Annotated in this window: 15 protein-coding genes; 12 read left to right on the forward strand and 3 right to left on the reverse strand. The window is 71.0% G+C overall.

What is annotated here, in order from left to right; all coding sequences use genetic code 11:
- Positions 1-11: 11 nt before the first annotated feature.
- Both AMK11_RS34945 and AMK11_RS34950 read left to right on the forward strand, forming a co-directional pair.
- The gene (locus tag AMK11_RS34945; RefSeq protein ID WP_073732161.1) at positions 12-221 is read left to right on the forward strand and encodes a DUF4236 domain-containing protein; all 210 of its coding nucleotides are present in this window, start codon (positions 12-14) and stop codon (positions 219-221) included.
- Between the two features lie 85 nt (positions 222-306).
- Positions 307-1,836 (forward strand): helix-turn-helix domain-containing protein, encoded by a 1,530-nt coding sequence (locus tag AMK11_RS34950; RefSeq protein WP_073732162.1) that lies wholly within the window; start codon positions 307-309, stop codon positions 1,834-1,836.
- 117 nt (positions 1,837-1,953) lie between these two features.
- Here AMK11_RS34950 and AMK11_RS34955 read toward each other — a convergent pair whose 3' ends face one another.
- On the reverse strand, positions 1,954-2,472 hold the full coding sequence (locus AMK11_RS34955) for a transglycosylase SLT domain-containing protein (RefSeq protein WP_073732163.1): 519 nt from the start codon (positions 2,470-2,472) through the stop codon (positions 1,954-1,956).
- 1,112 nt (positions 2,473-3,584) lie between these two features.
- On the opposite strand from AMK11_RS34955, the gene AMK11_RS34960 reads away from it, so the two are divergent.
- From AMK11_RS34960 to AMK11_RS38895, 5 genes are all read left to right on the forward strand, one after another.
- Entirely contained in the window at positions 3,585-9,965 is a 6,381-nt protein-coding gene (locus AMK11_RS34960) for a protein kinase domain-containing protein (protein ID WP_073732212.1), read from the forward strand.
- A gap of 43 nt (positions 9,966-10,008) precedes the next feature.
- A complete protein-coding gene (locus AMK11_RS34965; RefSeq protein ID WP_073732164.1) occupies positions 10,009-12,984 on the forward strand; it encodes a DEAD/DEAH box helicase in 2,976 nt (991 codons plus the stop codon).
- Complete coding sequence (locus AMK11_RS34970) at positions 12,984-17,159, forward strand: Eco57I restriction-modification methylase domain-containing protein (protein ID WP_073732165.1); 4,176 nt, start codon at positions 12,984-12,986, stop codon at positions 17,157-17,159. The genes AMK11_RS34965 and AMK11_RS34970 overlap by 1 nt, the downstream gene beginning before the upstream one ends.
- Positions 17,160-17,360: 201 nt before the next feature.
- Complete coding sequence (locus AMK11_RS34975) at positions 17,361-17,681, forward strand: hypothetical protein (protein WP_241847154.1); 321 nt, start codon at positions 17,361-17,363, stop codon at positions 17,679-17,681.
- A gap of 728 nt (positions 17,682-18,409) precedes the next feature.
- A complete protein-coding gene (locus AMK11_RS38895) occupies positions 18,410-19,396 on the forward strand; it encodes a hypothetical protein (RefSeq protein ID WP_241847155.1) in 987 nt (328 codons plus the stop codon).
- A 59-nt stretch (positions 19,397-19,455) separates the two neighbouring features.
- Here the strand turns inward: AMK11_RS38895 and AMK11_RS34985 are convergent, their stop codons facing one another.
- Complete coding sequence (locus tag AMK11_RS34985; RefSeq protein ID WP_073732167.1) at positions 19,456-19,647, reverse strand: DUF397 domain-containing protein; 192 nt, start codon at positions 19,645-19,647, stop codon at positions 19,456-19,458.
- Positions 19,644-20,525, reverse strand: a complete 882-nt coding sequence (locus AMK11_RS34990; protein WP_073732168.1) for a helix-turn-helix domain-containing protein — start codon at positions 20,523-20,525, stop codon at positions 19,644-19,646. The genes AMK11_RS34985 and AMK11_RS34990 overlap by 4 nt, the downstream gene beginning before the upstream one ends.
- A gap of 157 nt (positions 20,526-20,682) precedes the next feature.
- Between AMK11_RS34990 and AMK11_RS34995 the strand changes: the two genes are divergently transcribed.
- The 5 genes from AMK11_RS34995 to AMK11_RS35015 all read left to right on the forward strand — a co-directional run bounded on the left by AMK11_RS34995 (position 20,683) and on the right by AMK11_RS35015 (position 26,629).
- Positions 20,683-21,129: an ATP-binding protein gene (locus tag AMK11_RS34995; RefSeq protein ID WP_073732169.1), complete on the forward strand. Its 447-nt coding sequence runs from the start codon at positions 20,683-20,685 to the stop codon at positions 21,127-21,129.
- 158 nt (positions 21,130-21,287) lie between these two features.
- Entirely contained in the window at positions 21,288-23,090 is a 1,803-nt protein-coding gene (locus tag AMK11_RS35000) for a hypothetical protein (RefSeq protein ID WP_073732170.1), read from the forward strand.
- Positions 23,087-23,413 (forward strand): hypothetical protein, encoded by a 327-nt coding sequence (locus AMK11_RS38060; protein ID WP_073732171.1) that lies wholly within the window; start codon positions 23,087-23,089, stop codon positions 23,411-23,413. The genes AMK11_RS35000 and AMK11_RS38060 overlap by 4 nt, the downstream gene beginning before the upstream one ends.
- Entirely contained in the window at positions 23,410-24,048 is a 639-nt protein-coding gene (locus AMK11_RS35010; RefSeq protein ID WP_073732172.1) for a nucleotide exchange factor GrpE, read from the forward strand. Before AMK11_RS38060 ends, AMK11_RS35010 begins: the two co-directional genes overlap by 4 nt.
- Positions 24,049-24,127: 79 nt before the next feature.
- Complete coding sequence (locus tag AMK11_RS35015; RefSeq protein WP_073732173.1) at positions 24,128-26,629, forward strand: Hsp70 family protein; 2,502 nt, start codon at positions 24,128-24,130, stop codon at positions 26,627-26,629.
- Positions 26,630-26,654: the final 25 nt, after the last annotated feature.

Consider the following 26,654-nt stretch of genomic DNA (forward strand, 5'->3'; position numbering starts at 1 on the left):
AAGGGGGCACGATGCCGCTCACGTTCCGCAAGAGCTTCCGAATCCTCCCCGGAGTGCGGCTGAACATCAACAAACGCTCGTGGTCCGTCACGACCGGCGGCGGGAACGGCCCGCGCCACACGCGCAGCAGCACAGGACGTCGTACGACATCCATGGATTTGCCCGGACCTTTCGGATGGCGCCGCACGACGACCAGCAAGCGCCGCCGAGGCGGCCGTTGAGTCCCTTGATGCCCCGCCTGATGTCCCGTCACCCGAACGGGCCCCCCGAGAGGCACCATCTCATATCTGAGATAGCCTCAACCTCATGGCAGACGACTACCTCGTACGCATCGGCAAGCTCATCCGTGACGCCCGGCAGCACCGCGGCTGGACCCAGTCACAGCTTGCGGAGGCGCTCAACACCAGTCAGAGCGCCGTCAACCGCATCGAGCGCGGCAACCAGAACATCAGCCTTGAGATGATCGCCCGTATCGGCGAAGCGCTGGACAGCGAAATCGTCTCCCTGGGCTACTCGGGCCCGATGCACCTGCGTGTGGTCGGCGGCCGGCGCCTCTCCGGTGCCATCGACGTCAAGACCAGCAAGAACGCCTGCGTGGCGCTGCTGTGCGCCTCGCTCCTCAACAAGGGGCGCACGGTGCTGCGCCGGGTCGCCCGCATCGAGGAGGTCTACCGCCTCCTTGAGGTGCTGAACTCCATCGGCGTCCGCACCCGCTGGATCAACGACGGCACCGACCTGGAGATCGTGCCGCCGGCCGAGCTGGACATGGAGGCCATCGACGCCGAGGCCGCCGTCCGCACCCGCTCCATCATCATGTTCCTCGGCCCGCTGCTGCATCGCATGGACCGCTTCCGGCTGCCCTACGCCGGCGGCTGCGACCTCGGCACCCGCACCATCGAGCCGCACATGATCGCGCTGCGCCGCTTCGGCCTGGACGTCGCCGCGACCGAGGGCCACTACCACGCGGTGGTCGACCGCACGGTCCGCCCGGACCGCCCCATCGTCCTGACCGAGCGCGGCGACACGGTGACGGAGAACGCGCTGCTGGCCGCCGCCCGCCACGACGGCGTCACCGTCATCCGCAACGCCTCCTCCAACTACATGGTCCAGGACCTCTGCTTCTTCCTCGAGGCCCTGGGCGTCCGCGTCGAAGGCATCGGCACCACCACCCTCACCGTCCACGGCATGCCGGTCATCGACGCCGACGTGGACTACTCCCCCTCCGAGGACCCGGTCGAGGCGATGAGCCTGCTCGCCGCCGCCGTGGTCACGGAGTCGGAGCTGACGGTCCGCCGGGTCCCCATCGAGTTCCTGGAGATCGAGCTGGCGGTCCTGGAGGAGATGGGCCTCGACCACGACCGCACGCCGGAGTACTTCGCGGACAACGGCCGCACGCGGTTGGTGGACCTGACGGTCAGGCCGTCAAAGCTCGAAGCACCGATCGACAAGATCCACCCGATGCCCTTCCCGGGCCTGAACATCGACAACGTCCCCTTCTTCGCGGCCATCGCGGCCTCGGCCCAGGGCCAGACCCTCATCCACGACTGGGTCTACGACAACCGCGCCATCTACCTCACCGACCTCAACCGCCTTGGCGGCCGCCTCCAGCTCCTGGACCCCCACCGCGTCCTGGTCGAGGGCCCCACCCGCTGGCGCGCCGCCGAGATGATGTGCCCGCCGGCCCTGCGCCCCGCCGTGGTCGTCCTGCTGGCGATGATGGCGGCGGAGGGCACGTCGGTGCTGCGCAACGTGTATGTCATCAACCGGGGGTACGAGGATCTCGCCGAGCGGCTGAACTCGATCGGGGCGCAGATCGAGATTTTTCGGGACATCTGAAAGGGCGGGGCCGGAGGGACGTGTCGTCCCTCCGGCCCCGCCGTGCTGCCTGGGCCCCGCCGGCCTCCGCGCGGGACCGGTCGTCCCGGGGGCCCAGGCGGTCGGTGGATCCGCCGGTCAGTAGGCGGAGTCGACGTTGTCCATGGAGCCGTACTTGTCGGCCGCGTAGTTGCAGGCGGCGACGATGTTGGCGACCGGGTCGGTGATGGAGTCCTTCGTTCCCTTGACGTGGTAGGCGTCGAAGGTGGGCTGAATCGTCTGGAGCAGGCCCTTCGAGGGGATACCGTTCTGGGCGTTGACGTCCCAGTTGTTCTGCGCGTGCGGGTTGCCGGACGACTCGCGCATGATGTTGCGGTGCAGGCCCTCGTAGGTGCCCGGGATGTTCTTGACGTCCATGACGTCCAGGGCGGTGCGGATCCAGCCGTCGAGGTCGTCGCCGTGCTTCTTCTCGCCGGCCTTGACGATGGCCTTGATCTTGTCGGTCTGGGCCTGGGTCTGCGCGGTGGAGGCCTTGGCCGGCTCGGCGGCGTGCGCCGGGCTCGGGGCGAGGGTGAGGGTGACGGCGGCGGCGCCGGCGGCGGCGAGGGAGGCCACGGCGGACTTGCGGATGTGGGGGCGGCGCAGGATGGCGTGCATGGGCGTACCTCTCCATTCGGGAACGTGATGGGGAGGCCGACGGGGGGTCGGCGACGCGGTGTCCGCGTTGGACGCGGCTTCGCGTCATCAGGGCCGGTGTCTGGATCACGGACGGGCTCTTCCCGTCCGGTCCCGGCGCTCGGCTCCCCGGTACGCCGAACACATTGCGGAACGCTCGGGCGCCGCGACAAGTGTGTGACCTACTACGCCGCTTCGCAGACCGGCCGCCTGACTCGCCCGGACGGCTGGCGACCGCGCGGGCGAGGGGCCGTCGGCGTCTACTAACCACGGCCCCGTGTGACGTGAGCCCTGTGCGCGCCCTCACAGGGTCGGTCACCCTGCGGCCGCCTTTCGTCACGCTGCGGAGACAGGTGCCTCACTCCACGAAACGGCGCAGTCACCTTTCGGACTCGTCAGGAAGGCCGACGTCCCGGTACCGGGCGAGGTGGCGCACGACGCGCGTGGCGAAGCTGTGTCAGCCGGTACCCGCGGAACACCGCGTCCCGGCGCGGCCGGGGGACGCTCCTCAGGGCCGCGTGCCGAGGACCGTGAGTAGGTCGCTCGGCACCGTTTCCTCCGTGGCCTGGACATCACTCGGCGAGAGCGACGACCGAGGCCCGGGGGCGGCGGGCGGGCCCTTCAGGGGTCTCGGCCAGCGTGGTCACCGCAGCCCGGTATTCCGGCGCCGCGTCCGCCACGGGAAGCTTCGCGCCAGTGGCGTGGCTCTGCGAACCCCGCCCCAGTCGAAATCACCGTGGTGACGGAGGCGGGTCGCAGAAGTCCACTGGGACTTTTCTGGGGCTTTCGGCTTCATCAAGCGGCACGAGCCTGTAACGACTGTAGGTTCATTGGCCCGGACCAGTGACCGATGTCCTCGCATCGTCACAGGTCACTGAGCCGGCCCGCCCCCCCCTGGGCATCTGAGCCACGCTTCGGAAACGACGTCACGTACATCTACCTTGGAATCGCCTGTTGACATTGTCAACGGACGGTGTGATCCTCGTCAACAGGTGAAGGTATACGCTCCTCACGGAATGTACCCACCTTGTGTGCGACGGGTGAATCGGGGAGGGCCAGTGGGCCAGGGGACGGTCGACGGACGATTCCGGATCATGGGGGTCCTGGGACGCGGGAACATGGGCGAAGTGCATCGGGCGGAGGACCTTCGGGCGTCTCCTGACTCCCCGCACCAGGAGGTCGCGGTCAAGACCGTGCTGCGCGCCCGGACCGGTGTCGCCGTCGATGCGTCGGGGTCGAACAAGGAGATCGACCGCTTCCGCCGCGAGGTGCGGATCATGCGGATGCTCTCCCAAGGGCACCCCAACCTGACCCTGCTCATCGACGGCGGCGTGGACGGGGCGCCGGACGGCAGTGGCCTGCCCTACCTGGCCATGGAGCTGCTGGACGGCCATCCCCTCGCGGACCTCATCGACGAGGAACCGCAACTGCCCGTCTCCTGGGTCGCGGCCGTCGGGGCGCAGATCGCCGCGGGTCTCGCCGCCGCGCACACCGCCGGGGTCGTACACCGCGACCTGAAGCCGGCCAACGCGATGCTGACGCGTGACGGCACCGTCAAGGTCCTCGACTTCGGCATGGGTTCGGTCGTCGACGATCCCGACCAGACGCGGCTGACCAGTACGGGCGTCAGTGTCGGCACGGCCCGCTACATGGCGCCCGAGCAGTTCCGTGCCGAGCGGGTCTCCGCGTCGGCCGACCTCTACGCGCTCGGCTGCATCCTGTACGAACTGCTGATCGGGCAGCCACCGTTCTCCGCCAGAACCCCCTTCGAACTTTCCGAGCAGCACCAGCACGAGAAGCCGCCGCGGCTCACCCTGGTACGCCCGGACCTGCCCGCGGAGTTGGTCCGGTTGGTGGAGCGCCTTCTGGAGAAGGACGCCGACCTCCGGCCCGAGAACGCCGCACTGGTCCGTGAGGTCCTGGTCCCGCTCGCCCTCGCACCGGATGACACGGCCGCCCTGCTCGCCCCGCACTGGCGGGTGATGGACCCGGTGGCGCGGCTGCGCACCCTGCTCCCCGAGCCCGCCGCAGCCGCCCCCACACCCGTGCCTCGCAGGGAGCCGCGCCTGCCCGAGGCCATGGACGTCTTCGGCATCCATGCCGACCTGATCAGCGAGTACAAGGACTTCACCAAGAGCGCAACGGTGATCAGGGACGCCCGGATCGGCAACTTCGTCGAGGAGGACCTGGCAGCGAAGTCGCAGTGGCCCGACCCCTGGCTGTCGCTGAACCCATTCTTCGCCGACGGCGGTCAGGTCACCGACCTCGTGCGGGACGGTGTGCTGCATCCGAGGTGCGCGGAGATCTTCCAGGCCGGCAAGAAGGAGACGTCGCCGCGTCCGGACGGCCGCCCGCTGACCTTCCATCTTCACCAGCGGCAGGCGATCGAAGCCGCGCAGGCGGGCGACTCCTACGTGCTGACCACGGGCACCGGTTCCGGCAAGTCGCTGGCGTACATCGTCCCGATCGTCGACCGCGTGCTGAAGGAGCGTCAGGCGGCGGGCCCACAGGCGGGCAGCCGGGTGCGCGCGATCGTCGTCTACCCGATGAACGCGCTGGCCAACTCGCAGCTGGGGGAACTCGAGAAGTACCTGCGCCACGGATTCGGTAAGGGCCGCGAGCCGGTCACCTTCGCCCGGTACACCGGACAGGAGTCCGAGGAGGACCGTCGGAAGCTGCGCAAGGAGCCTCCGGACATCCTGCTGACCAACTACGTGATGCTGGAGCTGATGCTGACCCGGCCCGACGACCGGTCCAGCCTGATCCGCATGGCCGAGGGGCTGCAGTTCCTCGTCTTCGACGAGCTGCACACCTACCGGGGCCGACAGGGCGCGGACGTGGCCTTCCTGATCCGTCGGGTGCGTGAGGCCTGCCGCGCGTCTGCGACGCTGCAGTGCATCGGCACCTCGGCGACCATGTCCACCGAGGGCTCGTGGGAGGACCAGCGGCGCGAGGTGGCCAGGGTCGCCGGCCGGCTGTTCGGTACGACGGTGCTGCCGAAGCGGGTCATCGGCGAGACCCTGGTCCGGGCGACGGAGGAAGCTCCCGATTCCGTACCCGCCGAGCGGCTGCGGGTGCCGGCGGCGCCCCGCTCGTACGAGGCACTGACGAAGGACCCTCTGGCTCGCTGGGTGGAGTCCCGGTTCGGTCTGAAACGCGAGGAGGGCACCGGACGGCTCCGCCGCTGCGACCCGGGCACCCTCGAAGACGCGGCAGCCGAGCTGTCCGGGCAGTCGGGGGTGTCCGAGGAGAGCGTGCGCGAGGCGATCCGCACCACCCTGGAGGCCGGCGCCCAGGCGAAGCATCCGGTGACGGAGCGGCCGCTGTTCGCGTTCCGGCTGCACCAGTTCCTCTCCAAGGGCGACACCGTCTACACGACGCTCGAGGATCCGCTCACCCGGCCGCTCACCCGCACCTACCAGCTGGAGCAGCCGGACAGCGACGGCAAGCCGCTGTTCCCGCTGGCCTTCTGCCGCGAGTGCGGCCAGGAGTACCTGACCGTCTGGCGGACCGAGGACGGCGGTGCGTTCCGGTACGAGCCGCGCCGGGACACCTCCGCCTCCGGAGGCCGCGCGGGCGAGGGCTACCTCTACCTGGGGATGCCCGGCGAGGACTACGAGTGGCCGGCCGATCCGCAGAAGGCCGTCGACGACCGGCGGCTGCCGGAGTCGTGGCTGGAGCCTGACGCTCAGGGCGTGACGGTCGTCAAGAAGGCCTCCAGACCGCGCCTGCCCAAGCGCGTCGTCGTGGACGCCCACGGCAACGAGACGGGCGAGGGTCTGGTCGCTGCGTTCGTCCCGGCGCCGTTCCTGTTCTGCGTGCACTGCCAGGTCTCCTACGAGCAGACCCGCGGCCGGGACTTCGCCAAGCTGGCCACCCTCGACCAGGAGGGCCGTTCCTCGGCGACCTCGCTGATCTCCGCGTCCATCGTGAAGTCCCTGCGGGCGGTGCCGGAGGACAGCCTGGGCAAGGAGGCGCGCAAGCTCCTCACCTTCGTCGACAACCGTCAGGACGCCTCCCTGCAGGCCGGGCACTTCAACGACTTCGCCCAGGTGACCCAGTTGCGTGGCGCCCTGTACCAGGCCACGCTGCGCTCCGGTGAGGAGGGCCTGAGCCACGACGACCTCGCGGAGGCCGTCACCGAGGTGATGGGCCTGGAACCCCGCGAGTACGCCGCCGGCGCCGACCTGCCCCCCTCCATGGAGCGCCGGGCCACGAAGGCCTTCCGGGACGTCGTGGGGTACCGCCTCTACCGCGACCTGGAGCGCGGCTGGCGCATCACGATGCCGAACCTGGAGCAGACGGGGCTGCTGCGCATCGACTACGAGGACCTGGACTGGATCGCCGCCCGTCCCGAACGCTGGCAGTCGGCGCACGCCGCGCTGCGCGATGCCGATCCCGCGCTGCGCGAGGAGGTCGCCCGGACTCTGCTCGACTTCATGCGGCGTTCTCTCGCCATCGACGTGCAGTACTTCCGCGACGACTTCGACACCCTGCAGCGGGCGAGCGAGGAGCGCCTGACCGGGCCGTGGGTGCTCGGCGAGAGCGACCGGCCGGCGGTCGGCACCGCCTACCCGTACGGCTCACGGCCGGGGATGGAGCGGACCGCGCAGTTCCTGTCGGCCCGCGGGAAGTTCGGCAAGTACCTGCGGCGGAACGTGCCCGAGCTGCGCGACCTGCCCCTGGACGACGTGCAGAAGGTCATCGAGGACCTGCTGAAGGTGCTGCGCGACGCGGACCTGGTGCGCGAGGTGGACGCGACTCCGGAACAGTCCGGTCCGGCCTACCGCCGCCGCGCGGCCCAGAAGCGCACCGGCTACCGGGTGTCGGCCGCCGCACTGGTCTGGCGCGCCGGGAACGGCGAGCGGGGCGCGGTTGATCCCCTGGCGCGCACCTACACCAGCGGCGAGGGCCCGCGCGTCAACCCGTTCTTCCGCGATCTGTACCGGACCGCGGCCGCCGAGCTGGCCGGCCTGTTCGCCCGGGAGCACACCGCGCAGGTCACCCCCGAGGACCGCCTGGAGCGCGAGCGGCTGTTCCGGGACGCCGAACTTCCCTTGCTGTACTGTTCGCCGACGATGGAGCTGGGCGTGGACATCTCCTCGCTCAACGCCGTGCTGATGCGCAATGTGCCGCCGACCCCGGCGAACTACGCGCAGCGCTCGGGCCGTGCGGGCCGTTCCGGTCAGCCCGCGCTGGTGACGACGTACTGCGCGACGGGCAACAGCCACGACCAGTACTACTTCCGCAGGTCCCAGGACATGGTGTCGGGGCAGGTGGCCCCGCCGCGCCTGGACCTGGCCAACGAGGATCTGGTCCGCTCCCATCTGCAGGGCATCTGGCTGGCCGAGACCGGGATGAAGCTCGGAGTCGCGATCCCCGAGGTCGTCGACGTCGCCTATGACCCGGACGGTGAGGACCGGCCCGATCCGCAGATGCCGCTGCCGCTGCGTACCGAAGTTCTCAGCCGGTCCCTGGACGAGGATGCCCGCCGACGCGCGGCCATCACCGCCCGTACCGTCCTCGCGCCGCTGATCGCCGACTTCGCGTCGACCACCTGGTGGTACGACGAGTGGATCGAGGACCGGATCGAGCGAGCACCGGGGGAGTTCGACGCCGCGTTCGAGCGATGGCGTCAATTGTTCCGGGCCGCCGTCATCGACCAGTACGAACAGAACAAGCGCGTCGTCGATCACACCCTCTCCCCCGGCGAGCAGACCCGGGCACGCAGTCGCCGACGGGAGGCCGAGACGCAGACGAACCTCCTGCTGAACCGCTCCACCGACAGCAAGTCGGTGATGAGCGACTTCAATCCCTACCGGTACCTGGCGTCCGAAGGCTTCCTGCCCGGCTACAGCTTCCCGAGGCTGCCGCTGGCCGCGTACATCCCGCGCTCCGGAAACCGCCGCAACGCCGACGGCGACTACCTCCAGCGTCCGCGCTTCCTCGCGATCCGCGAGTTCGGTCCCGGCGCGCTCATCTATCACGAGGGCGCCCGCTACCAGGTCACCCGGGTGCAGCTGCCGCCGGACGCCTCGGGCGAGCTGGCGACGGCGGAGGCCAGGCGCTGCGACGGCTGCGGCTACCACTACGCCGTCAGGCCCGGCGCCGACAAGTGCACGATGTGCGGGGAGGAGCTGTACGGCAAGCGCACCGGCCTGCTCCACCTGCACACCGTGTACACGACGCCGCGCGAGCGGATCTCCTCCGACGAGGAGGAGCGCCGCCGGGCCGGCTTCCGCCTGGAGACCTCGTACGCCTTCCAGGATCACGGAGCCCGCAAGGGACGCCTCACCTCGCACGTCACCGACGCCGACGGGGCGCCGGTCCTCACGCTCGACTACGGCGACTCGGCGACCGTCCGGATCACCAACCTCGGACGCGTCCGTGCCAAGGAGGGCGAGCCGGACGGCTACTGGCTGGACCTGGGCGACGGCCGCTGGCTCAACGACCGGGCCGCCGCGGACGCCATCGAGGGCACCGGCATGCCGGTGGTCGACGAGGACGGCAACGAGAAGCGCCGCAAGAAGCGGGTGCTGCCCTTCGTCGAGGACCGCCGCAACATCCTGGTGGTCACCCTCGACGAGCCGCTGCCCGAGCCGGTGGCCCTGTCCTTCCTGTACGCGCTGGAGCGGGGCATCGAGGCGGCGTTCGAGCTGGAGGACTCCGAGCTGACCGCCGAACTGCTGCCGCCGGACGAGGGCCCGAGGCGCCGCATGCTGTTCACGGAGGCCGCCGAGGGCGGCGCCGGCGTGCTGCGCCGGATCCAGCACGACAAGGACACCCTCGCCGAGGCAGCGCGGGCTGCGCTGGAGATCTGCCACTTCGACCCGGACACCGGCGAGGACGAGGGCGGCCCGGCGGTCGGCGAGAAGTGCGCCCGTGGCTGCTACGCCTGTCTGCTCACCTACGCCAACCAGACGCACCACCGCCAGTTGAGCCGGCTCGCGGCCCACCCGCCGCTGGCGCGGCTGGCCCGCGCCCGGACCCGGCGGGAGGACCGCGGCGAGTCCCGCAGCGAGCAGTTCCGCAGGCTGGCCCCGGCGGCGGAGGGCACGAGGACAGCGCAGGGCGGCGCTTCCGACGCCGCCGGCGCCCACGCCCCGACAGACGGTACGGGCACCGCGCCCACCGGCAGGGCAGCCTCGGCGCCCACCCCGGTGGAGGCCGACCTGTCGGCCCTGGTCGCACAGGGTGACCTGCTCGGCTGGTTGAGGGCGAAGGGCTACCGGCTGCCGGACGACGTCGGTGCCTTCGTCGCCGCCGCGGGGGCCCGCCCGGACCTGGTCTTCCACCTGGAGGGCGCCGACCTCGCCGTGTTCGTCGACGTGCCCGGTCATGCGGCCGACTCCACCCGCGACATCGAGGCCGGCTACCGCCTGGAGGAAGCCGGCTGGGACGTCCTGCGCTTCCCGGCGGACGCGGACTGGGACGCCATCGTCGACCACAACCCCTCGTACTTCCAGCTCCGTTGACCGCCGCATCACCCCTTTCGACCTCTAGGAACTGAGACATCCCATGAGCCTCACGTACACGGCCGGCTCCCTGGTCGCCGCCCGCGGCCGGGAATGGGTGGTGCTGCCCGAGAGCGCCCCCGACATGCTGGTGCTGCGCCCCCTGGGCGGGAGCGAGGACGACATCGCGGCGGTCTTCCCCGCGTTCGAGGACGTGCGTCCGGCGGAGTTCGCGCCACCGAGTGCGGACGACCTGGGTGACCAGCGGGCCGCGGGTCTGCTGCGTACAGCGCTCCGTGTCGGCTTCCGTTCGGGCGCGGGCCCGTTCCGCTCGCTGGCGTCGATCGCCGTGGAGCCCCGCGCCTACCAGCTGGTGCCGCTGCTGATGGCACTGCGGCAGCGCACCGTACGGCTGCTGATCTCGGACGACGTCGGCATCGGCAAGACGGTCGAGGCGGGCCTGATCGCCAAGGAGCTGCTCGCGCAGGGCGAGGCGACGCGCCTGGCCGTTCTGTGCTCCCCGGCGCTGGCCGAGCAGTGGCAGGGCGAGCTGCGGGAGAAGTTCGGCATCGACGCCGAACTGGTGCTGGCCTCCACGGTGTCGCGTCTGGAGCGCGGCCTGGAGCTGGGCCAGTCCCTCTTCGACAGGCACCCGTTCACGATCATCTCGACGGATTTCATCAAGTCGACGCGCCACCGCGAGGACTTCGTACGGCACTGCCCCGACCTGGTGATCGTCGATGAGGCGCACACCTGCGTGGCCGCCGACGACCACGCGCAGGGCGCCGCGTCCTCCGCCGCGAACCAGCTCCGGTACGAGCTGCTGCGCCGGGTCTCCGACAAGGCCGACCGGCACCTGCTCCTGCTGACCGCGACCCCGCACTCAGGCAAGGAGTCGGCGTTCCGCAACCTGCTCGGCCTGGTGCGCCCCGAACTGGCCACGCTGGATCTGGATTCCCCGGCGGGGCGGGCGAAGCTCGCCGAGCACTTCGTGGCCCGCAAGCGCGCCGACGTCCGCTCCTACCTCACCAGGGAGGACGGTCTCGCCGACGACTCCCTGGCCGAGCGGACGGCCTTCCCGTCCGACCGCTGGACGAAGGACGAGCCCTACAAGCTCACCCCCGCCTACCGGGCGCTGCTCGACGACGCCATCGCCTACGCCCGCGACCGCGTCGAGGCGGCCGGTGAGCAGGGCAAGCGGGAGGCCCGCATCGCCTGGTGGTCGGTGATCGCACTGCTGCGCTCGATGGTGTCCTCGCCGGCCGCCGCCGCGCAGACCCTGAAGACCCGCTCCGAGTCCGCCGCCGCCCGCACCGCGCACGAGGCCGACGTGCTCGGCGCCCCGGTGGCCGCCGACTCCGCGGACAACGACCGGCTGGAGGGCATGGACGTCGCCCCGGGCGCCGCCGAGACGGAGGACGCGGGCGCCCGGCTGCTCGAACTCGCCCAGCGCGCCGAGAAGCTGGTCGGCCCGGCCGAGGACGCGAAGCTGAAGGCGCTGACCCGGCATCTGAAGGGCCTGATCGCCGAGGGCTACCACCCGATCGTCTTCTGCCGCTACATCCCCACCGCCGACTACCTCGCCCAGCAGCTCGACGGCAAGCTCGGCAAGAAAACGAAGATCGCCTCGGTGACCGGCACCCTCTCCCCGCAGCAGCGCCTGGAACGCATCGAGCAGCTCGCCGCCGAGGCGGCCGAGGCAGGTGACGACCCGGCCGTCCGCCGCGTGCTGATCGCCACCGACTGCCTCTCCGAGGGCGTCAACCTCCAGCACCACTTCGACGCCGTCGTCCACTACGACCTGGCCTGGAACCCGACCCGCCACGACCAGCGCGAGGGCCGCGTCGACCGCTACGGACAGAAGCGCGACCAGGTCCGCGTCATCACCATGTACGGCGAGGACAACGGGATCGACGGCAAGGTCCTGGAGGTGCTGTTCAAGAAGCACCGGCAGATCAAGAAGGACCTCGGCATCTCCGTCTCCGTCCCCGACGAGACCGCCTCCGGTGTCACTGACGCCGTCGTGGAGTGGCTGCTGCTGCACGGCCGGCAGGGCAGTCAGGAGAGCCTGTTCGACCTGGACGGCGGCCAGGAGTCGTTCGCCCGCGTCGAGCGGGAGTGGGCCTCGGCCGCCGAGCGGGAGACGACATCCCGCTCCAAGTACGCCCAGCGTGCCATCCACCCGGAGGAGGTGGCCCGCGAGGTCGCCGCCGTACGGGCCGCGCTGGGCGGTGCCGACGAGGTCCGAGAGTTCGCCCTGGAGGCGCTGCGCGACCTGGAGGCGCTGGTACGCGACCCCCGCGACGGCACCGGCGACTTCACCGCCCAGGTCGGCGGCACCCCGGCCGGTCTGCAGGCCGCGCTCGGTGCCGCCCTGGGCAACCGGCTCGTCGAGGAGGACCGCGAGATCCCGTTCCGCGCCACTCCGGCGATCGCCCGCGGGGAGGCCGCCCTCGTCCGCACCGACCCGGCGGTCGGCGCGATCGCCTCGTACGTGCTGGACTCGGCGCTGGACGTGAAAGCCCTGGGCCCCCGCCCGGCCCGCCGCTGCGGCGTGGTCACCACCGACGCGGTCACCACCCGCACCACGCTGCTGCTGGTCCGCTACCGCTTCCACCTCACCCTGCCGTCCCGCACCGGCGAACGGCAGCTCGTCGCGGAGGACGCGCGGCTCCTCGCCTACGAGGGTCTGCCGCAGCGCGCCCGCTGGCTGGACGACGACGCGGCCGCCTCCCTCCTCGCGGCCCGCGCCACCGCCAACACCCACGAGCAGCGGGCCCGCAACCAGATCGCCCGCGACCTGGACGCCCTCCCGGACCTCGCCGACCACCTCACCGAGTACGGCGTCCGCCTGGCCGCCGAACTCGACACCTCGCACCGCCGGGTGCGCAAGGCCAACGAGGAGATCGTCCGCGGCCTGAAGGTCGTCCCGCAGGAGCCCGCCGACGTACTCGGTGTGTACGTGTACGTGCCGTCGCAGCCTGCCGCGTCCGTCTCCCCCGCCGCCCCCGCCTCTACCGCGACCGGAGCCGAAGCCTGATGTCCGCCGCCACCCGCACCGCCCTGGCCTTCACCGCCGTCACCACGGTCGGCGGACTGCTCCCCGCCGACATGCTGCTGCGCATCGCCGACGCGCGGAACCTGCCGGGCACCAAGCCCGCCGACTACGGCCTGCCCGCCTCCGTCCCCGTACGCGACGAGGCCGAGCGCGCCTGGGAGTACCTCAAGCCGCTCTGGCGCGACCTGCGCGCCGCCCTGCCCTCCGACCCCGTCACCGGCGCACCCGCCGCCGACCCGACCGGCCGGGCCGGCACCGACTGGCTCGCCCAGCTCTTCCGCAAACTGGACTTCGGGGCGCTGACCGAGGTCGGCGCCGCGGGCGTCCCGGCCGACTCCGACCCGGAGAAGCGCTTCCCGGTCTCCCACCGCCACGGCCCGGCCCTGATCCACCTCATCCCCTGGAACCAGGAGCTGGACAAGCGCCCGGCGACCGGTCAGGTCCCGGCCCAGTCCATGCTCCAGGACTCCCTCAACCGCACCGAGGCCCACCTGTGGGCGGCCCTCACCAACGGCCGCCGCCTGCGCCTGCTGCGCGACTCGTCGTCCTTCGCCACGGCCGCCTATGTCGAATTCGACCTGGAGGCCATCTTCGACGGCGAGCTGTTCAGCGAGTTCGTGCTGCTGTACTGCCTGCTGCACGCGTCCCGCTTCACGGTGCCGGAAGGCACGGCGCCCTCGGGGTGCTGGCTGGAGAAGTGGCGCACGGTCGCCATCGAGTCCGGCAGCCGGGCCCTCGAGCACTTCCGCGAGGGTGTGCAGGACGCCCTGACCGTCCTCGGCACCGGGTTCCTGAGCCACCCGCACAATCACGAGCTCCGCGAGCGCCTGGACGTCCACGCCTTCCAGACGGCACTGCTCCGGCTCGTCTACCGCATGATCTTCCTCTTCGTCGCCGAGGACCGCGACGCACTGCTGGACCCGGAGGCGGACGAGCGAACCCGCGACCGCTTCTCCCGCTACTTCTCCACGGCCCGCCTCCGTCGGCACGCCCTGCGCCGCCTGGGCACAGCCCACGACGACCGCTACCGGGCCCTGGAGCTGCTGATCGAGGCGCTGGGCTCCGAGGAGGGCCGCCCCGAGCTGGGGCTGAAGGGACTCGGCGGCCTCTTCAACGACACCCCGGACGACCGGCCCCTGCACGACGTACGGCTGTCGAATTGGCACTTCTTCGAGGCCGTCAAGCACCTGGCCCGCGTGCGCGACGCCGGCTCCGCCCGCTGGCGCCCGGTGGACTATCTGCACATGGGCGCCGAGGAACTCGGTTCGGTGTACGAGGCGCTGCTGGAGCTGGTGCCGAAGCACAGCGCGGCCGACCGGACCTTCGAACTGGTCGACCGCATCGGCAACGACCGTAAGAAGACTGGAAGTTATTACACCCCGACCGCCCTCACCGAGACGCTGCTCGACTCGACGCTGAACCCGGTGATAGACGACGCCGTCAAGCGTGGGGAGCAGCGGGCGAGCGCCGAGGGCCGCGTCGACCCCGCCGACACCATCGTCGAGGAGCTGCTCTCCCTCACGGTCTGCGACCCGGCCTGCGGGTCGGGTCACTTCCTGGTCGCAGCGGCCCGCCGGATCGCCAAGCGGGTGGCTGCGGTGCGCGAGCGCAACCCCGAGCCGACGGCGGACGCGGTGGCGGACGCCCTCCGGGAGGTCGTCGCCCGCTGTCTGTACGGCGTCGACCTCAACCCCATGGCCGTCGAACTGGCCAAGGTATCCCTGTGGCTGGAGGCGATGAAGGCCGGCCGCCCTCTCGGGTTCCTGGACTCCCACATCAAGCACGGCAACGGTCTGATCGGGGCGACCCCGGCCCTGATGCGGGACGGCATCCCGGACCGGGCGTTCAAGAAGACGGAGGGCGACGACGACGGCTGGGCACGGCAGTTGCTGGCCCGCAACACGGAGGAGCGCAGGGGCCAGGGCGGCCTGTTCGAGGTCGAGACGGAGACCAAGGTCGCCAACGCCTCCTTCGCCCGGGGGCTGCGCCGGATCACCGCCGCGCCGGACGGCGACCTCGCCGACGTCCGCCGCAAGGAGTCCGACTTCCGCAAGTGGTCGGACTCGGCCGAGTACCGGCACGCGATGCACGTGGCCGACGCGTGGTGCGCGGCCTTCGTCTGGCACAAGCACCAGGACGCCCCGCCCGCCGTCACGCACAAGATGTTCCGGGGGCTGGAGGACCCGCAGGGCAAGGCGGCACCCGACTCGACCCACGCCGAGATCGACCGCCTGCGGGACCAGTACGCCTTCTTCCACTGGCACCTGCACTTCCCCGAGGTCTTCACGGTCCCGGAGGACGGCGACACGTCGGGGGGTGCGGTCGATCCGGTGACGGGGTGGGCCGGGGGGTTCTCGTGCGTGGTGGGGAACCCGCCCTGGGACAAGGTCGACTTCGAGGACAAGAAGTACTTCAGCGTCGTCGACCCCGACATCGCGGAGATCGCCGGCGCGGCACGGCGTACGCGCATCGCCGAGTGGGAGCGCGAGCACCCGGACGCCGGGAAGCGGTACCGGGAGGCGCGGCGTGCAGTGAAGGGGACGTTCCATTTCGCCGGGGACTCGGGGGTGTTCCCGTTGTGTGGGAAGGGGTTGACGGTCAAGGGCGTCAACTCGCTCCAGACGGACACGTTGTTCGCCGAGCGGATGGCGAACGTGCTCGCGCCCGAGGGCCGGATCGGCGTGATCCTTCCGACAGCGATCGCCACCGGCGCGGGGTCACAGCACCTGTTCGGTGACTTCACACGGCGGGGGGCTCTGGCCTCCCTGTACGACTTCGAGAACCGGCGACCGAAGTCCCCTGCGCTGCCCAAGGGCGACAAGTGGTTCGAGAGCGTGCACTCCAGCTACAAGTTCTGTCTGCTCTCCCTCGCCGGCCGCGCGGCACAGGCGGACGCCAGTCGCGTCGGCTTCTTCCTCTCCGACGTGACGGACCTGGAGGACCCGGACCGGGTCTTCGCACTGGACCCGGAGGACCTGGCCAGGATCAACCCGAACACGGGCACGCTGCCGGCCTTCCGGACTCAGCGCGACGCGGACATCACGGCCGGCGTGTACCGACGTTTGCCGGTGCTGTGGAACGAGGGGCGTCGGGACGGCAACCCCTGGGGCATGGCATTCAAGAACCTCTTCAACATGACCGACGACTCCGACCTCTTCCGCAGCCGCGAGAGACTTGAGGACGAAGGGTGGGAGCTGCGGGGGAACGTCTTCGAGCGGGGGGAGGAGCGGATGTTGCCGTTGTACGAGGCGAAGATGGTCGATTTCTTCAACCACCGTGCCGCCGACGTCGTCAAGAGCTTGACTGCCGTCAATCGCCAGAACCAGCCCAGGTACCTGCTCTCGGAAGAGCTACAGGATCCCGGGCGTCTGGCATTGCCGCTCAACTGGATTCAGCAGGACGGGCAGATCCCCACACGACGCAATAACAAGGGCGTACTGATCAAGGGCATCGAACTGCGCCTCACCGAGGAGCACTGGGACCATGATTGGCTCTGTGGTTGGTGCGACGTAACCGCGTCCACGAACGAGCGCACCGCCATCCCTGCCTTCCTGCCGCGCACGGCCGTCGGCCACACCTACCCGCTGATGCTGCCTCGCGTTGGTCCCCGTCCAGTCGCGGCTCTGATCGCCACCCAGTCCTCTCTGGTGTTCGACTTCATCAGTCGCCAGAAAATCAGCGACGCTCACATGAAGCTCTTCATCTGGAAACAGCTCCCCGTCCCCACTCCCACCACCCTCGAACCCCACCTCCCCTTCCTCCTCCCCCGCGTCCTCGAACTCGTCTACACGGCCTACGACATGACCCCCCTCGCCCGCGATCTCGGCGACGAGGGCCAGCCCTTCCGCTGGGACGAGGACCGTCGGGCCCAGCTGCGCGCCGAGCTGGACGCGTACTTCTTCCACCTCTACGGGATCAGCCGCGAGGACACCGACTACATCCTGGAGTCCTTCCAGTCGGAGTCGGGCGGACTCAAGAACAACGAGATCGCGAAGTACGGCGAGTACCGAACCAAGCGCCTCGTCCTCGCCGAGTACGACCGGATGGCCACCGCCGGCCTGACCCTGGAGACCCCGCTCGACGAGGAGAAGCCCGGCCCCGGCGCCTACCGCTCCCCCCTCACCCCGCCCCCCGGCCAGGGCCCCCGCCACGGCTGACCCCAGCCCGCAGCCCGCGCAGAGGAAGGACCACTCGTGGTACGCCGAAGCCAAACCAGCAATCCCCGTACCGCGGTCGTCCTGACGGGCGGCACAGACTGGCCTGGTCGTGCCGCCCGGGAGCAACGCTCAACCGGTGTCGATTTCCAGCTGCCCCAGGGGGACGCGGCGAAGGTCAAGGCTCTGCGCCGCACGATCAACGTGCTGCGCAAAGCCGTGAAGGCCAAGCACGACACGGCGGCGCGCTACCTCTTCCGCAAGGCCCGCGCCCTCGTCAACGCACTGCCCGCTCACAAGACCAAGCAGGAACGCGAACAACTCGCCGCTCTGCGACAGAAGTCCAGAGCACAGGGCAAGCCACCGGTCACCAGCGTCAAGAAGCCGAAGCCGGCCGCACGCTCCCGCACCAAGACGCCGGCCGCGAAGTCCACTCGGCAGGCCAAGCCTGCCCCCGCTCGGGACCTCGGCGACCGATTCATCAACCGCGCGTCCCTCGGCTACGGACCGCCCGACAAGGCGTAAGAAGCCGAAGGGCCGCCGTACCGAACGCAACACCGCCCAGCCCGGCTCCCCAGTAGGAGTGCTCATGGAACCACGCGGATACCGCATGGTGGTCTCGACCGAACTCAGCTACGTCAAGGCGTGCGGCATAGCCGAGCGGCAGCTGATCGACTGGATCCGCGGCAAGGGATACGACCCCTCCGGGCTGGACGAGGGACGGACCGAGATAGCCCCGCACGCCACCCTTGACCGGGACTCGGAGGGCGGGCGCAAGGGCGCATACAGCCGCTGGCGCATGCGCGAGACGCCCTCCACGGCCTCGGGCACCTGGCAGTCCACGCTCATCGTGCGCTCCGGCCTTGAGGAGGACGGGGGCCGTACGTGGGTGCAGGTCGACATCGAGCACCAGCCTGCCCGCGAAGGCATGGCCCCCAGGCGCGCCAACACACCGCACATCGTCCGTTCCCTCCTGGACGCGCTGGAAGCACGCGACGGCCTCGCCGATGTCGCCTCCGCACCCGTCTTCATCGAGGCCGAGGACGTGGACGACGCCATCGAGGAGCTGTGCGACACCACCCGACGGCTGCCCGTCGTCGTCGCCACGGTGCCGTACGGCAAGAACCCCGACGACTGGTCGCGCTCGGTCGTCGAGCCGCTCTTCCGCTACCTGCACGGACTGGCCGTGTTGTACGTGCTCACCCCGGAAGCACAGACGCGGTTCAACGGCGCGCTGGAGTACCACCCACCCCGTGTTCGGAGGTGGTGTCCGCACCTACCTGCCCGGGCTCGACCCGGCCTGGAAGCCCGACGCGCAACGCCACCCCGTGATGTCGCGCCGGACCATCGAGGCCGACCCCCGCCGCGCCGCCTCCACGCTCGCGGCCCTTCCCCAACGACTGTCCTCCCGGCAGCCGCTGCCCGCCGCTCTGCTCAGCATTCCGCGACAGCGCACCCGCCCCCGCACGACCGCCGACGGCACGGACCTCGCTCAGCTCCGCTCCGACAGTGCGGCACTGACGGCCCTGCTGGACGAGGCGGAGCGCGCGGAGGCGATGCGGGTCGACGAGATCAACGACCTGTACGCGGAACTGGCGAAGGCGGACCAGGCCAGCAACGAAGTGCGCGGCGAGAACGAGGAACTGTACGACAAGGTCCAGGAGTCCCAGCGGCTCATACGCTTCCTGCGCGAGCAGCTGCAGGAGGCAGGACAGTTCGCCCTCGCCCACGCGCCGGCCGACGCCGAGGACATCACCTACCCGGAGACGTTCTCCGAACTGCTGGACCGACTCAACGAGCTGACCGGCATCTCGTTCACCGGGAACCACAAAGTCACCCGGTCCCTCGACAGCCAGTCGGTGGACAACTGGCTTTACGTCGCCTGGGACGGGCTACTGGCCCTCAATCACTTCGCCCAGTCCTCCGCCGACGGCGCGGCCTCCGGTGATTTCCTGAGCTGGTGCAAGTCCGACGCGTCCAGCGCCTTTCCGTTCCCCGCCGCGAAGGTGGCCATGCGCGAGTCGGACACCGTCGCCCGCAAGGCGAAACTGCGCACCGAACGCATGCTCCCGGTACCAGAAGCGGTGTCCCCCGACGGCCGGGTCTTCATGCAGGCCCACCTGAAGATCGGCGGGGGCAACACAATCGCCCCTCGCCTTCACTTCTACGACGACTGTCCTCGCTCAGGGAAGATGTACGTCGGCTACCTCGGCCCCCACCTGCGCAACACCCTCACCTGACGCCTCGGCGGTAGAAAGGAGTGTGCCGTCCGGACGCACCCGACGGCACCCCCGCAAGCTCAGCGCTCCGACGCGAACCGCACGAACGTCCGCCAGCCGTCACGGCCGACCGCGAAGGCCGGGCGGGTCACGTCCTTGGAGTCCCGTACGTGGATGGCCTGCTCGGTGACGGCGACCTCCACGCAACTGTCGCCCTGGCTGCCGCTGTAGCTGGACTTGAACCAGGCGAGTTCCGCCGTAGCACTGTTCATAGCTCTCCTCGCAGTCGCTCCAGCAGGTCCCGCGATTCCTGGGGGTTCAGGGCCTGCGACCGCAGTGTTTCATAGCGCTGGCAGAGCAGACTCATCTCTTTCGGGTCGGAGATCAGCCGTCCGTTCTGCTGTCCCTCGGAATACCCGAGCCGCCGCCCTTCCAAGGTCTCCAGAACCTGCACGGGCCCGTCCAGACACGCATGCAACGCTGCCCCCACCGGCACCACCTGAAGCGTCACGTTGCGCGGAGCGGTCAGCTCAAGGACGTGATCCAACAGGCCGCGCATCGCCTCCGCGTCCCCGAATCGCCGCCGGAACACGTGCTCCTCAACGATGAAGCTGAACGGCACGGTAGGCCGCTCCCGCAGTATCGCCTGCCGTTCCATCCGTGCGGCAAGCTGCTCTTCCAGCTCCTCGTCGGTCCGCAAGGGGATGGTGCCCTCGAACACAGCCCGCGCATACTCTTCCGACTGCAACAACCCCGGCACCAACCGGCACTCATACGTACTCAGACTCACCGCCTCCCGCTCCAGCCGAGCCCACCGCCGGAACCACGCAGCCAGCCCCGCCTCGCCCCGCGTGAGATGCCGCGCGGCCCTCCGCAGCGCACCCGTGTTGCCCAGCGCTTCCTCCGCCCGCTCCACGAACGCCTCGTCCGGCATCCGGCGGCCCAACTCCACGGACTCGACCGTGTGCTTGGAGTACTGGACCATCGCGGCGAACTCGGCCCGGCTGAGCCCCGCGTGCTCGCGCAACGCCTGGACGAACGCGCCGAACGTACGCAGACTGTCAGAAGGGTGGGGTTCCCGCTCCCCCTCCGGAACCGTATGGGCACTGGCGCCGACGCCCACAGCCACCTCGCCTTCGACGATGTCCATCCGCCGCCCCTCTCTCCAGCCCCTCGGACCACCACAGGTTCACCACTCAGCGTGACGGCCCACCATACGTACTGTCCACTCCGCGTGCCCGTACGCTGACTCCGCGTACGGGGTGCGGCGCTCGCGACCGGCCGCACCCGCACGCCACGCTGGCGCCATGAACCAACCCGCTCCCCAACTCAGCACCCCTCACCTCAGCTTCACGCAGTTGCTCTCCCCCACCCGCCGCGGAGCCCGGCTCGCCCGCCTGCTCACCGTGAGCCAACTACGAGCCTGGTGCGCTCCGCAGGACCTCACGGAGCGTGCCGAACTCGTCGTCGCGGAGCTGGCGGCCAACGCCGTCCTCCACGGTCACGTGGCCGGTCGCAGCTTCCGCCTGACCCTCGTGTTCAACGCTGCGGCCTGCCACCTCCGGGTCGACGTCACCGACCCGCGCGGGGACAGATGGCCACAGGCATGCCCGGCGGGCGCCGCACCCGAGGCGCTGCTCCGCGCCGGCGGACGCGGCCTCGCGCTCGTCGACGCGCTCGCCGACCGCTGGGAGACGCTTGCCTTCCCGCCCAGCGGCAAGACCGTACGGGCCGAACTGACCGGTCCGACCTGAGACAGGCGCCCGGCGCAATCCAGCCACCCCTCACCCGGACGCGCGTTGACGTTGCCAACAGGCCCTCCTTACGGTGATCCTTGCGCAAGGCGGGGGATCAAGGGAGACGTCGGATCGTGCGGGTGCGGGACACAGGGGGAGCAGGCCGGACGGCCTCGGTGCGCGATCTGCTGGCCGCAGCCGAACGTGCCGTCCTCCGAGCAGAGTTCCACGTCGCGCACCCCGTACTGCGCCGACTACAGGCCGAGTACGGCGCGCCGGAAGACTACGACGAAGCGGTGCGGTACGACGTCCTCTGGGCCGCGTTGGCCGCTCGGGCCGGCAACTGGCCGGAGGCGGTCCGTCGGTGCCCCGACGCCGATGACCTGACGATGGCGGAGACGGGCGTCGTCCACGCCCTCGCGGTGACTGCCCTCCGCAGGCTCAGCGACGAGGAACGGTCCGCCGACGCCCACACCGCGGCGCTCGTGATCGTGCTGTGGGCGTACCTCCTGGACGAGGACGATCCCGGCGACTTCCGCGGCATGCTCACCGGACGGCGCGGGGCCCCCGTCCCCGACAAGGACTGGGACAAGGCCCGCGACCACCTGCACGGACGGATCACCGACCTGCTGCACGCCCTGGACGTCCGGGCGAGCCGGGACGCACTCGGCGCCTGGCAGACGGCCTGGGAGGCGGAACGCCTCTTCCCTGTCGTCGCCCCTGCCGAGGCCGGGTCGGACGGCCTGATTCCGTTGAAGGACGCCGCCCGGCATCTCATCCGGGGCGGTCGCCGGGTCGAACTCCTCGACGCCTACACCACGCGCCATCCCGACCCCGCCACCTGGATCGAGGACGCACCCGACCACCGGGCCTGTGCGGGGCCGGTGGCCGAGGCCGTGGCGGAGCGCGGCCGGGACCGGGTGCCGGCCGGCGAGTGGAGCGAGGCGCTGTCGGACTTCAGCACGGCGGCACGCCTGGGGCGCAGGCCGGGAGCCAGGGAGACGGCGGCCATCCTCCACGCGGCGAAGAATGTCGGTCGTGGGCGCGCCGGGCACGGATACTCCCCCATCACGCGCATCCAGGGTCTCGAGATCGCACACGCACTGCTGCCGCAGGACACCTCCGTGGCCGCCGAGCTGACCGCCGAGCTGGTGCGGCAAGGGCAGAAGGTCCTGCGGAGCGACCCCGAGCAGAGCCGGAAGCGCTTCGCTCGGGCCCTCGTGGTCACCCCTCGGGACCGGGACGCCAGGTCGGGCCTCGACGACCACCTGAAGGAGGACCTGCGCCGGTCGCTCGACGGTGCGTCGGGCGGGGACAGGCCGCGGGTCGGCGAGGTGCAGGGCCTGCTGGACCGCGACCCGGAGTGCGATGCGGCCCGGCGGTGGCTCCGGGAGCACTTTGCGGGGCAGGCCGTCACGGAGGCTTCCGGGGGTCGGCTCACTCCGGCACGGGCCGCCGTACGGAAGGTGCTCGAGTACGACGGTGCGGGCGGCGAAGGTTACGAGGACGCACTCCTCGATCAAGTGCTCGTCAACCTCCTGGTACTCGCGGCCGGGAGAACCGGCGCCGAGGGCGGGCGTGCCGCCCTGGAGCGTCGCGTCGAGTTGCTGTGCGTCGCCGACGGCCTCGCCGTCCCCGCCGCCCACGGCCACCACGTCAGGGAGGCGCGCGACGAGGCCCTCCTGCACCTCGCGGAGCACTTGGAGGCCACCGCGACCCCGTCGGACGTCATCGAGTTGTTCCTCCAGGACCGGATGCGGACCGGTGTCAGCGCACGGTTCGACCAGACCGTGGAGACCGCCTACCTGAAGCGGGCCCGGGCGCGTGAGCGCGCCGGCGATCCGGGCGGGGCGCGGCGCGACCGCGCGTGCGCGGCACGGATCGGTGCCGGGCTGCCCGAGCAGGGTCTGCTCTTCGGGCCCGGTCCCCGCCCTCGCAGAGCGAGTCACGACGACACCGGCCAGGAGGCCCTCTTTTGACCGCCACCGCAGGCAAATCCGCCCGGGACAGGCCGGTCGGGCCGGGCAGTGAGGACCCCTCAGTCCCCCCGATCCCCTGGTTCGGCCCCACGCTCCACGAACTCGTGCCCGGCATCCCACCCGGCACCCGGCCCTTCCCCCTGCGCAGACTGGCGGCGAAGGCGCTCACCGAGGCCCGTCGGGACCCGGCCCGGCACCAGCTCCTCCAGCATGCCGACCGGTCCTCCAGCAGCCCCGTCACCGCCCTCGTCGCCGAAATGCTCACCCCTCCCCTGCCACCGCCCGCAGCCGAGACCGGGCACGCCACCGAGGAGCAACCGTGACCGACCCCGCTCGGGCCGCCACCGCCGGCCCGCCGTCCGAACTCGACAAGCTGCGGCGCCGGGTCGAGGCGCTGTCCGGCAAACGGGACGAGGCGGAGGCCCGGTTGCGCGCCCTGCTGGACGCCCTGCTGCCACTGGACGACGTGCTCGCCGACACCCGCCGCCGGGCAGGTGCCCTCCAAGGGGCCCGCTCCGCGCGCGAGACGGCGTCGGCCGCCATCGCGCTGGGCGAGCAGATCGACGCCGCGCACCGGATGCTGCGCGACGAGTTCGCCCGGCACGACGTCGCTCCGATGGACGTCGTGGGCTACGCGGCCGACCCCGCGACCATGCGCGTCGTCGGTACCGAGCCCCATCCGACCCGGCCGCACGGCACGGTACTGAGGGAGAAGATCACCGGCTTCCGCATGGGTGCCGCCACCCTGAGACCCGCGGAGGTGGTCATCGCGGTGCCCGGCCCCGCACCCGTACCCGAGTCCGGGACGCCGGAAGAGGCGGCCGCGGACGCCTCCGCCCCCGCGACACTCCCGGTTGGCGGAAAACGGTCACAGCCCCGGCGCACCACCCGCGCCCAGCGAAGCCTGCCGTACAAGCCCTCGGCCGGGCGCGGGCGCCGCTCCCGCCGCCGCGCCTGAACCGACGGCCGCACCGCCCGGTGCCCCGTACCGCACTTCCCGTCCACGGCACTCCACGACGATCAGGAAGCATTCCTCCATGCACCGGACCCTCGGCATCGACCTCGGTACCACCAACTCCGTCACGGCGTGGCTGCACGACGGTGCCCCCGCCGTCCTGCCCAACCGGCACGGCGAACAGGCCACGCCGTCGGCGGTCGGGGTAGACGCGAGCGGCACCCTGCTGATCGGCAGGGAAGCCCTCAACTGGCGGGACGGAGACCCTCGCTCGGTGATCACCGAGGTCAAGCGTCTGATCGGGCGGCGGTGGGACGACGCCCTCGTGCAGCAGGCCCTCAGCACACGGCCGGACGACGCGCCGTCCGTCCGGGCCGCCGCCGACGGCTCGGTGGAGATCCGGCTCGGCGAGCACTACCTCTCCCCGGTGCAGGTCTCCGCCGTACTGCTCCGGCGGCTCAAGAAGGACGCCGAGGACGCCGCGGGCGTGTCGTTCCGGCGTGCCGTGATCACCGTTCCCGCGTATTTCGCCGAACCGCAGTTCGCCGCCGTACGCGAGGCGGGACGGCTGGCCGGGCTGCACGTGGCGCGGATCGTGGAGGAGCCGACCGCCGCTGCGCACGCCTTCGGAGTCGGACCGGGCGGTGACGTGAGCGAGCCCAGCAGCATGCTCGTCTTCGACCTGGGCGGCGGCACCTTCGACGTGTCGATGCTGACCCTGGGCCCCGGCTACTTCTCGGTGAGTGAGCTGGGCGGTGACAACCTCCTCGGCGGCGCCGACTTCGACGCACTGCTGGACAGCCACCTTCGCCGGCAGCTCGGCGGACGCGACCACAGCGGCGAGACCGACGCCTTCCGCATCCGGGCGGCCGCCGAGCGCGCGAAGGTCGAGCTGTCCACGCGGGACACCTTCGACGTGACCCTCTCCCCGCTCGGACGCGAAGGTGGCTCCTGGTCGGGCACGGTGCGGCGCGCCGACTTCGAGGGGCTCCTCACCGATCACCTGCGCAGGATGCGGGAGACGGTCGAGTCGGTGCTGACGGGGAGCGGCGCGCTGCCCGAGGACGTCCAGCGGGTCCTCCTGGTCGGCGGCTCCACCCGCGTCCCGGCCGTCCGGCGCGGCCTTCAGGACCTGTTCGGCGAGGACAAGGTGTCGGACGCGGTGGATCCCATGCTGGTCGTCGCGCACGGCGCGGCCGTGGAGGCCGGTCTGCTGGACACCCTGGACTGCCCCGCCGAGACGTGCACCATCGAGGGAATTCCCGTCTCCGAGGACGCCTGCCCGGGCTGTGACACCCCGCTGCTGGGGAGGGCCACGGTGGAATGCCCCGGCTGCCACGTTCCCGCACCCGAGCTGACCGCCGCCTGCCCGGTGTGTCAGACGGACCTGTCCGGACTGCGGGCCGCTCCCACGACGGTCACCCGCATGGAGTGTCCGGAGTGCGGCCGTGACGACAATCCCGCCACCGCCACCAACTGTCTCGACTGCGACGCGCGGCTGGACCTCGGCGGCCTCAAGTGCCCGGGCTGCGGGATGGTCAACGGCCCCGGTCTCACCGCGTGCTCCTTCTGCGGCGGCGACTTCGGCACCGCTCTTCCCCAGCAGGTGACGGCGCAGCACATCGGACTCGAACTCAAGGACGGCACCGTCGAGGTGCTCTTCCCCGCCGGAACCCCCTACCCGACCGAATGGCACCGGGTGGAGGATCTCGCGGTACGCAGGAACCGCGACGAGGCGGTGCTGTTCCGTGTCTGGGAAGGGCCGCATCTGGGCTCCGCACAGCGCAACGAGTTCTGCGGCGCCCACACCGGCCGGGACGTCGACGAGACCCGTGGTGACGTGCCGATCGCCCTCCAGGTACGGCTTGACCCCGACCGGACCGTCGACCTGCAGTACCGGATCGCCTCCGGCGCATGGCAGGGCGCCCGGCTCCGGCGCAGCACCGTCTCGTCCACCGTCGGACGGAGGGCAGCCGAACTCCACGACCGGTACGCCGGCTTCCTGTCCGACTTCGAGCGTGAGTTGACTCCCGCCGAGCGCGACACGCTGACCGAGCTGCGGAAGGACCTGGCGGCGCTGGGCCAGGGGGAGACCGTGGGCCGTTCCCTGGACGGGCTGCTGGACTCCGCCCGTGACACCCTCGACCTGTGCAAGCGTGCGCGAGGCGTCCATGCCCAGGCTGTCCTCGCGCACCGCAACGGGCCCGGGCTGCTGCCGACTGCGGTACGGGAGGAGCTGCGGGCCGCGGCGGAGGCGGTCATGGACGCGCGACGGGCCATGCGCACCGATGCGCTGCGGAGCGTCACGGAGCGGGCCGAGGACCTGTGGACCGGTCTCGACCCGGCGGTCCGCACGGCGATCATCACCGTCGCCCTCGCCGAACAGGACTCCTACCCAACGACCCTCCGCAAGGAGGTCCTGACCGCTCGCGACGCGCTGCGCGACGCCGTGGAACGCGGCGACCAGGCGGCTCAGGACACCGAGCTCGTTCTCCTCGGCCGCCTCGCCGAGCAGGGCCGCAGCCAGTTCGCGGACGTACGCGTCCCCTCCACCGCGGCGAGCGTTCTGCCGTCCCGGCGGTGACGGACCGCATGCTCCGGTGTGGTGC

The organism is Streptomyces sp. CB02414 (genome assembly GCF_001905385.1).
Lineage (GTDB): Bacteria > Actinomycetota > Actinomycetes > Streptomycetales > Streptomycetaceae > Streptomyces.

Bases quoted from the DNA above. Each gene is read 5' to 3' on its own strand.
- AMK11_RS34945 (WP_073732161.1), top strand. From the start codon at position 12: ATGCCGCTCACGTTCCGCAAGAGCTTCCGAATCCTCCCCGGAGTGCGG.
- AMK11_RS34950 (WP_073732162.1), top strand. From the start codon at position 307: ATGGCAGACGACTACCTCGTACGCATCGGCAAGCTCATCCGTGACGCC.
- AMK11_RS34955 (WP_073732163.1), bottom strand. From the start codon at position 2,472: ATGCACGCCATCCTGCGCCGCCCCCACATCCGCAAGTCCGCCGTGGCC.
- AMK11_RS34960 (WP_073732212.1), top strand. From the start codon at position 3,585: ATGGGGGTCCTGGGACGCGGGAACATGGGCGAAGTGCATCGGGCGGAG.
- AMK11_RS34965 (WP_073732164.1), top strand. From the start codon at position 10,009: ATGAGCCTCACGTACACGGCCGGCTCCCTGGTCGCCGCCCGCGGCCGG.
- AMK11_RS34970 (WP_073732165.1), top strand. From the start codon at position 12,984: ATGTCCGCCGCCACCCGCACCGCCCTGGCCTTCACCGCCGTCACCACG.
- AMK11_RS34985 (WP_073732167.1), bottom strand. From the start codon at position 19,647: ATGAACAGTGCTACGGCGGAACTCGCCTGGTTCAAGTCCAGCTACAGC.
- AMK11_RS34990 (WP_073732168.1), bottom strand. From the start codon at position 20,525: ATGGACATCGTCGAAGGCGAGGTGGCTGTGGGCGTCGGCGCCAGTGCC.
- AMK11_RS34995 (WP_073732169.1), top strand. From the start codon at position 20,683: ATGAACCAACCCGCTCCCCAACTCAGCACCCCTCACCTCAGCTTCACG.
- AMK11_RS35015 (WP_073732173.1), top strand. From the start codon at position 24,128: ATGCACCGGACCCTCGGCATCGACCTCGGTACCACCAACTCCGTCACG.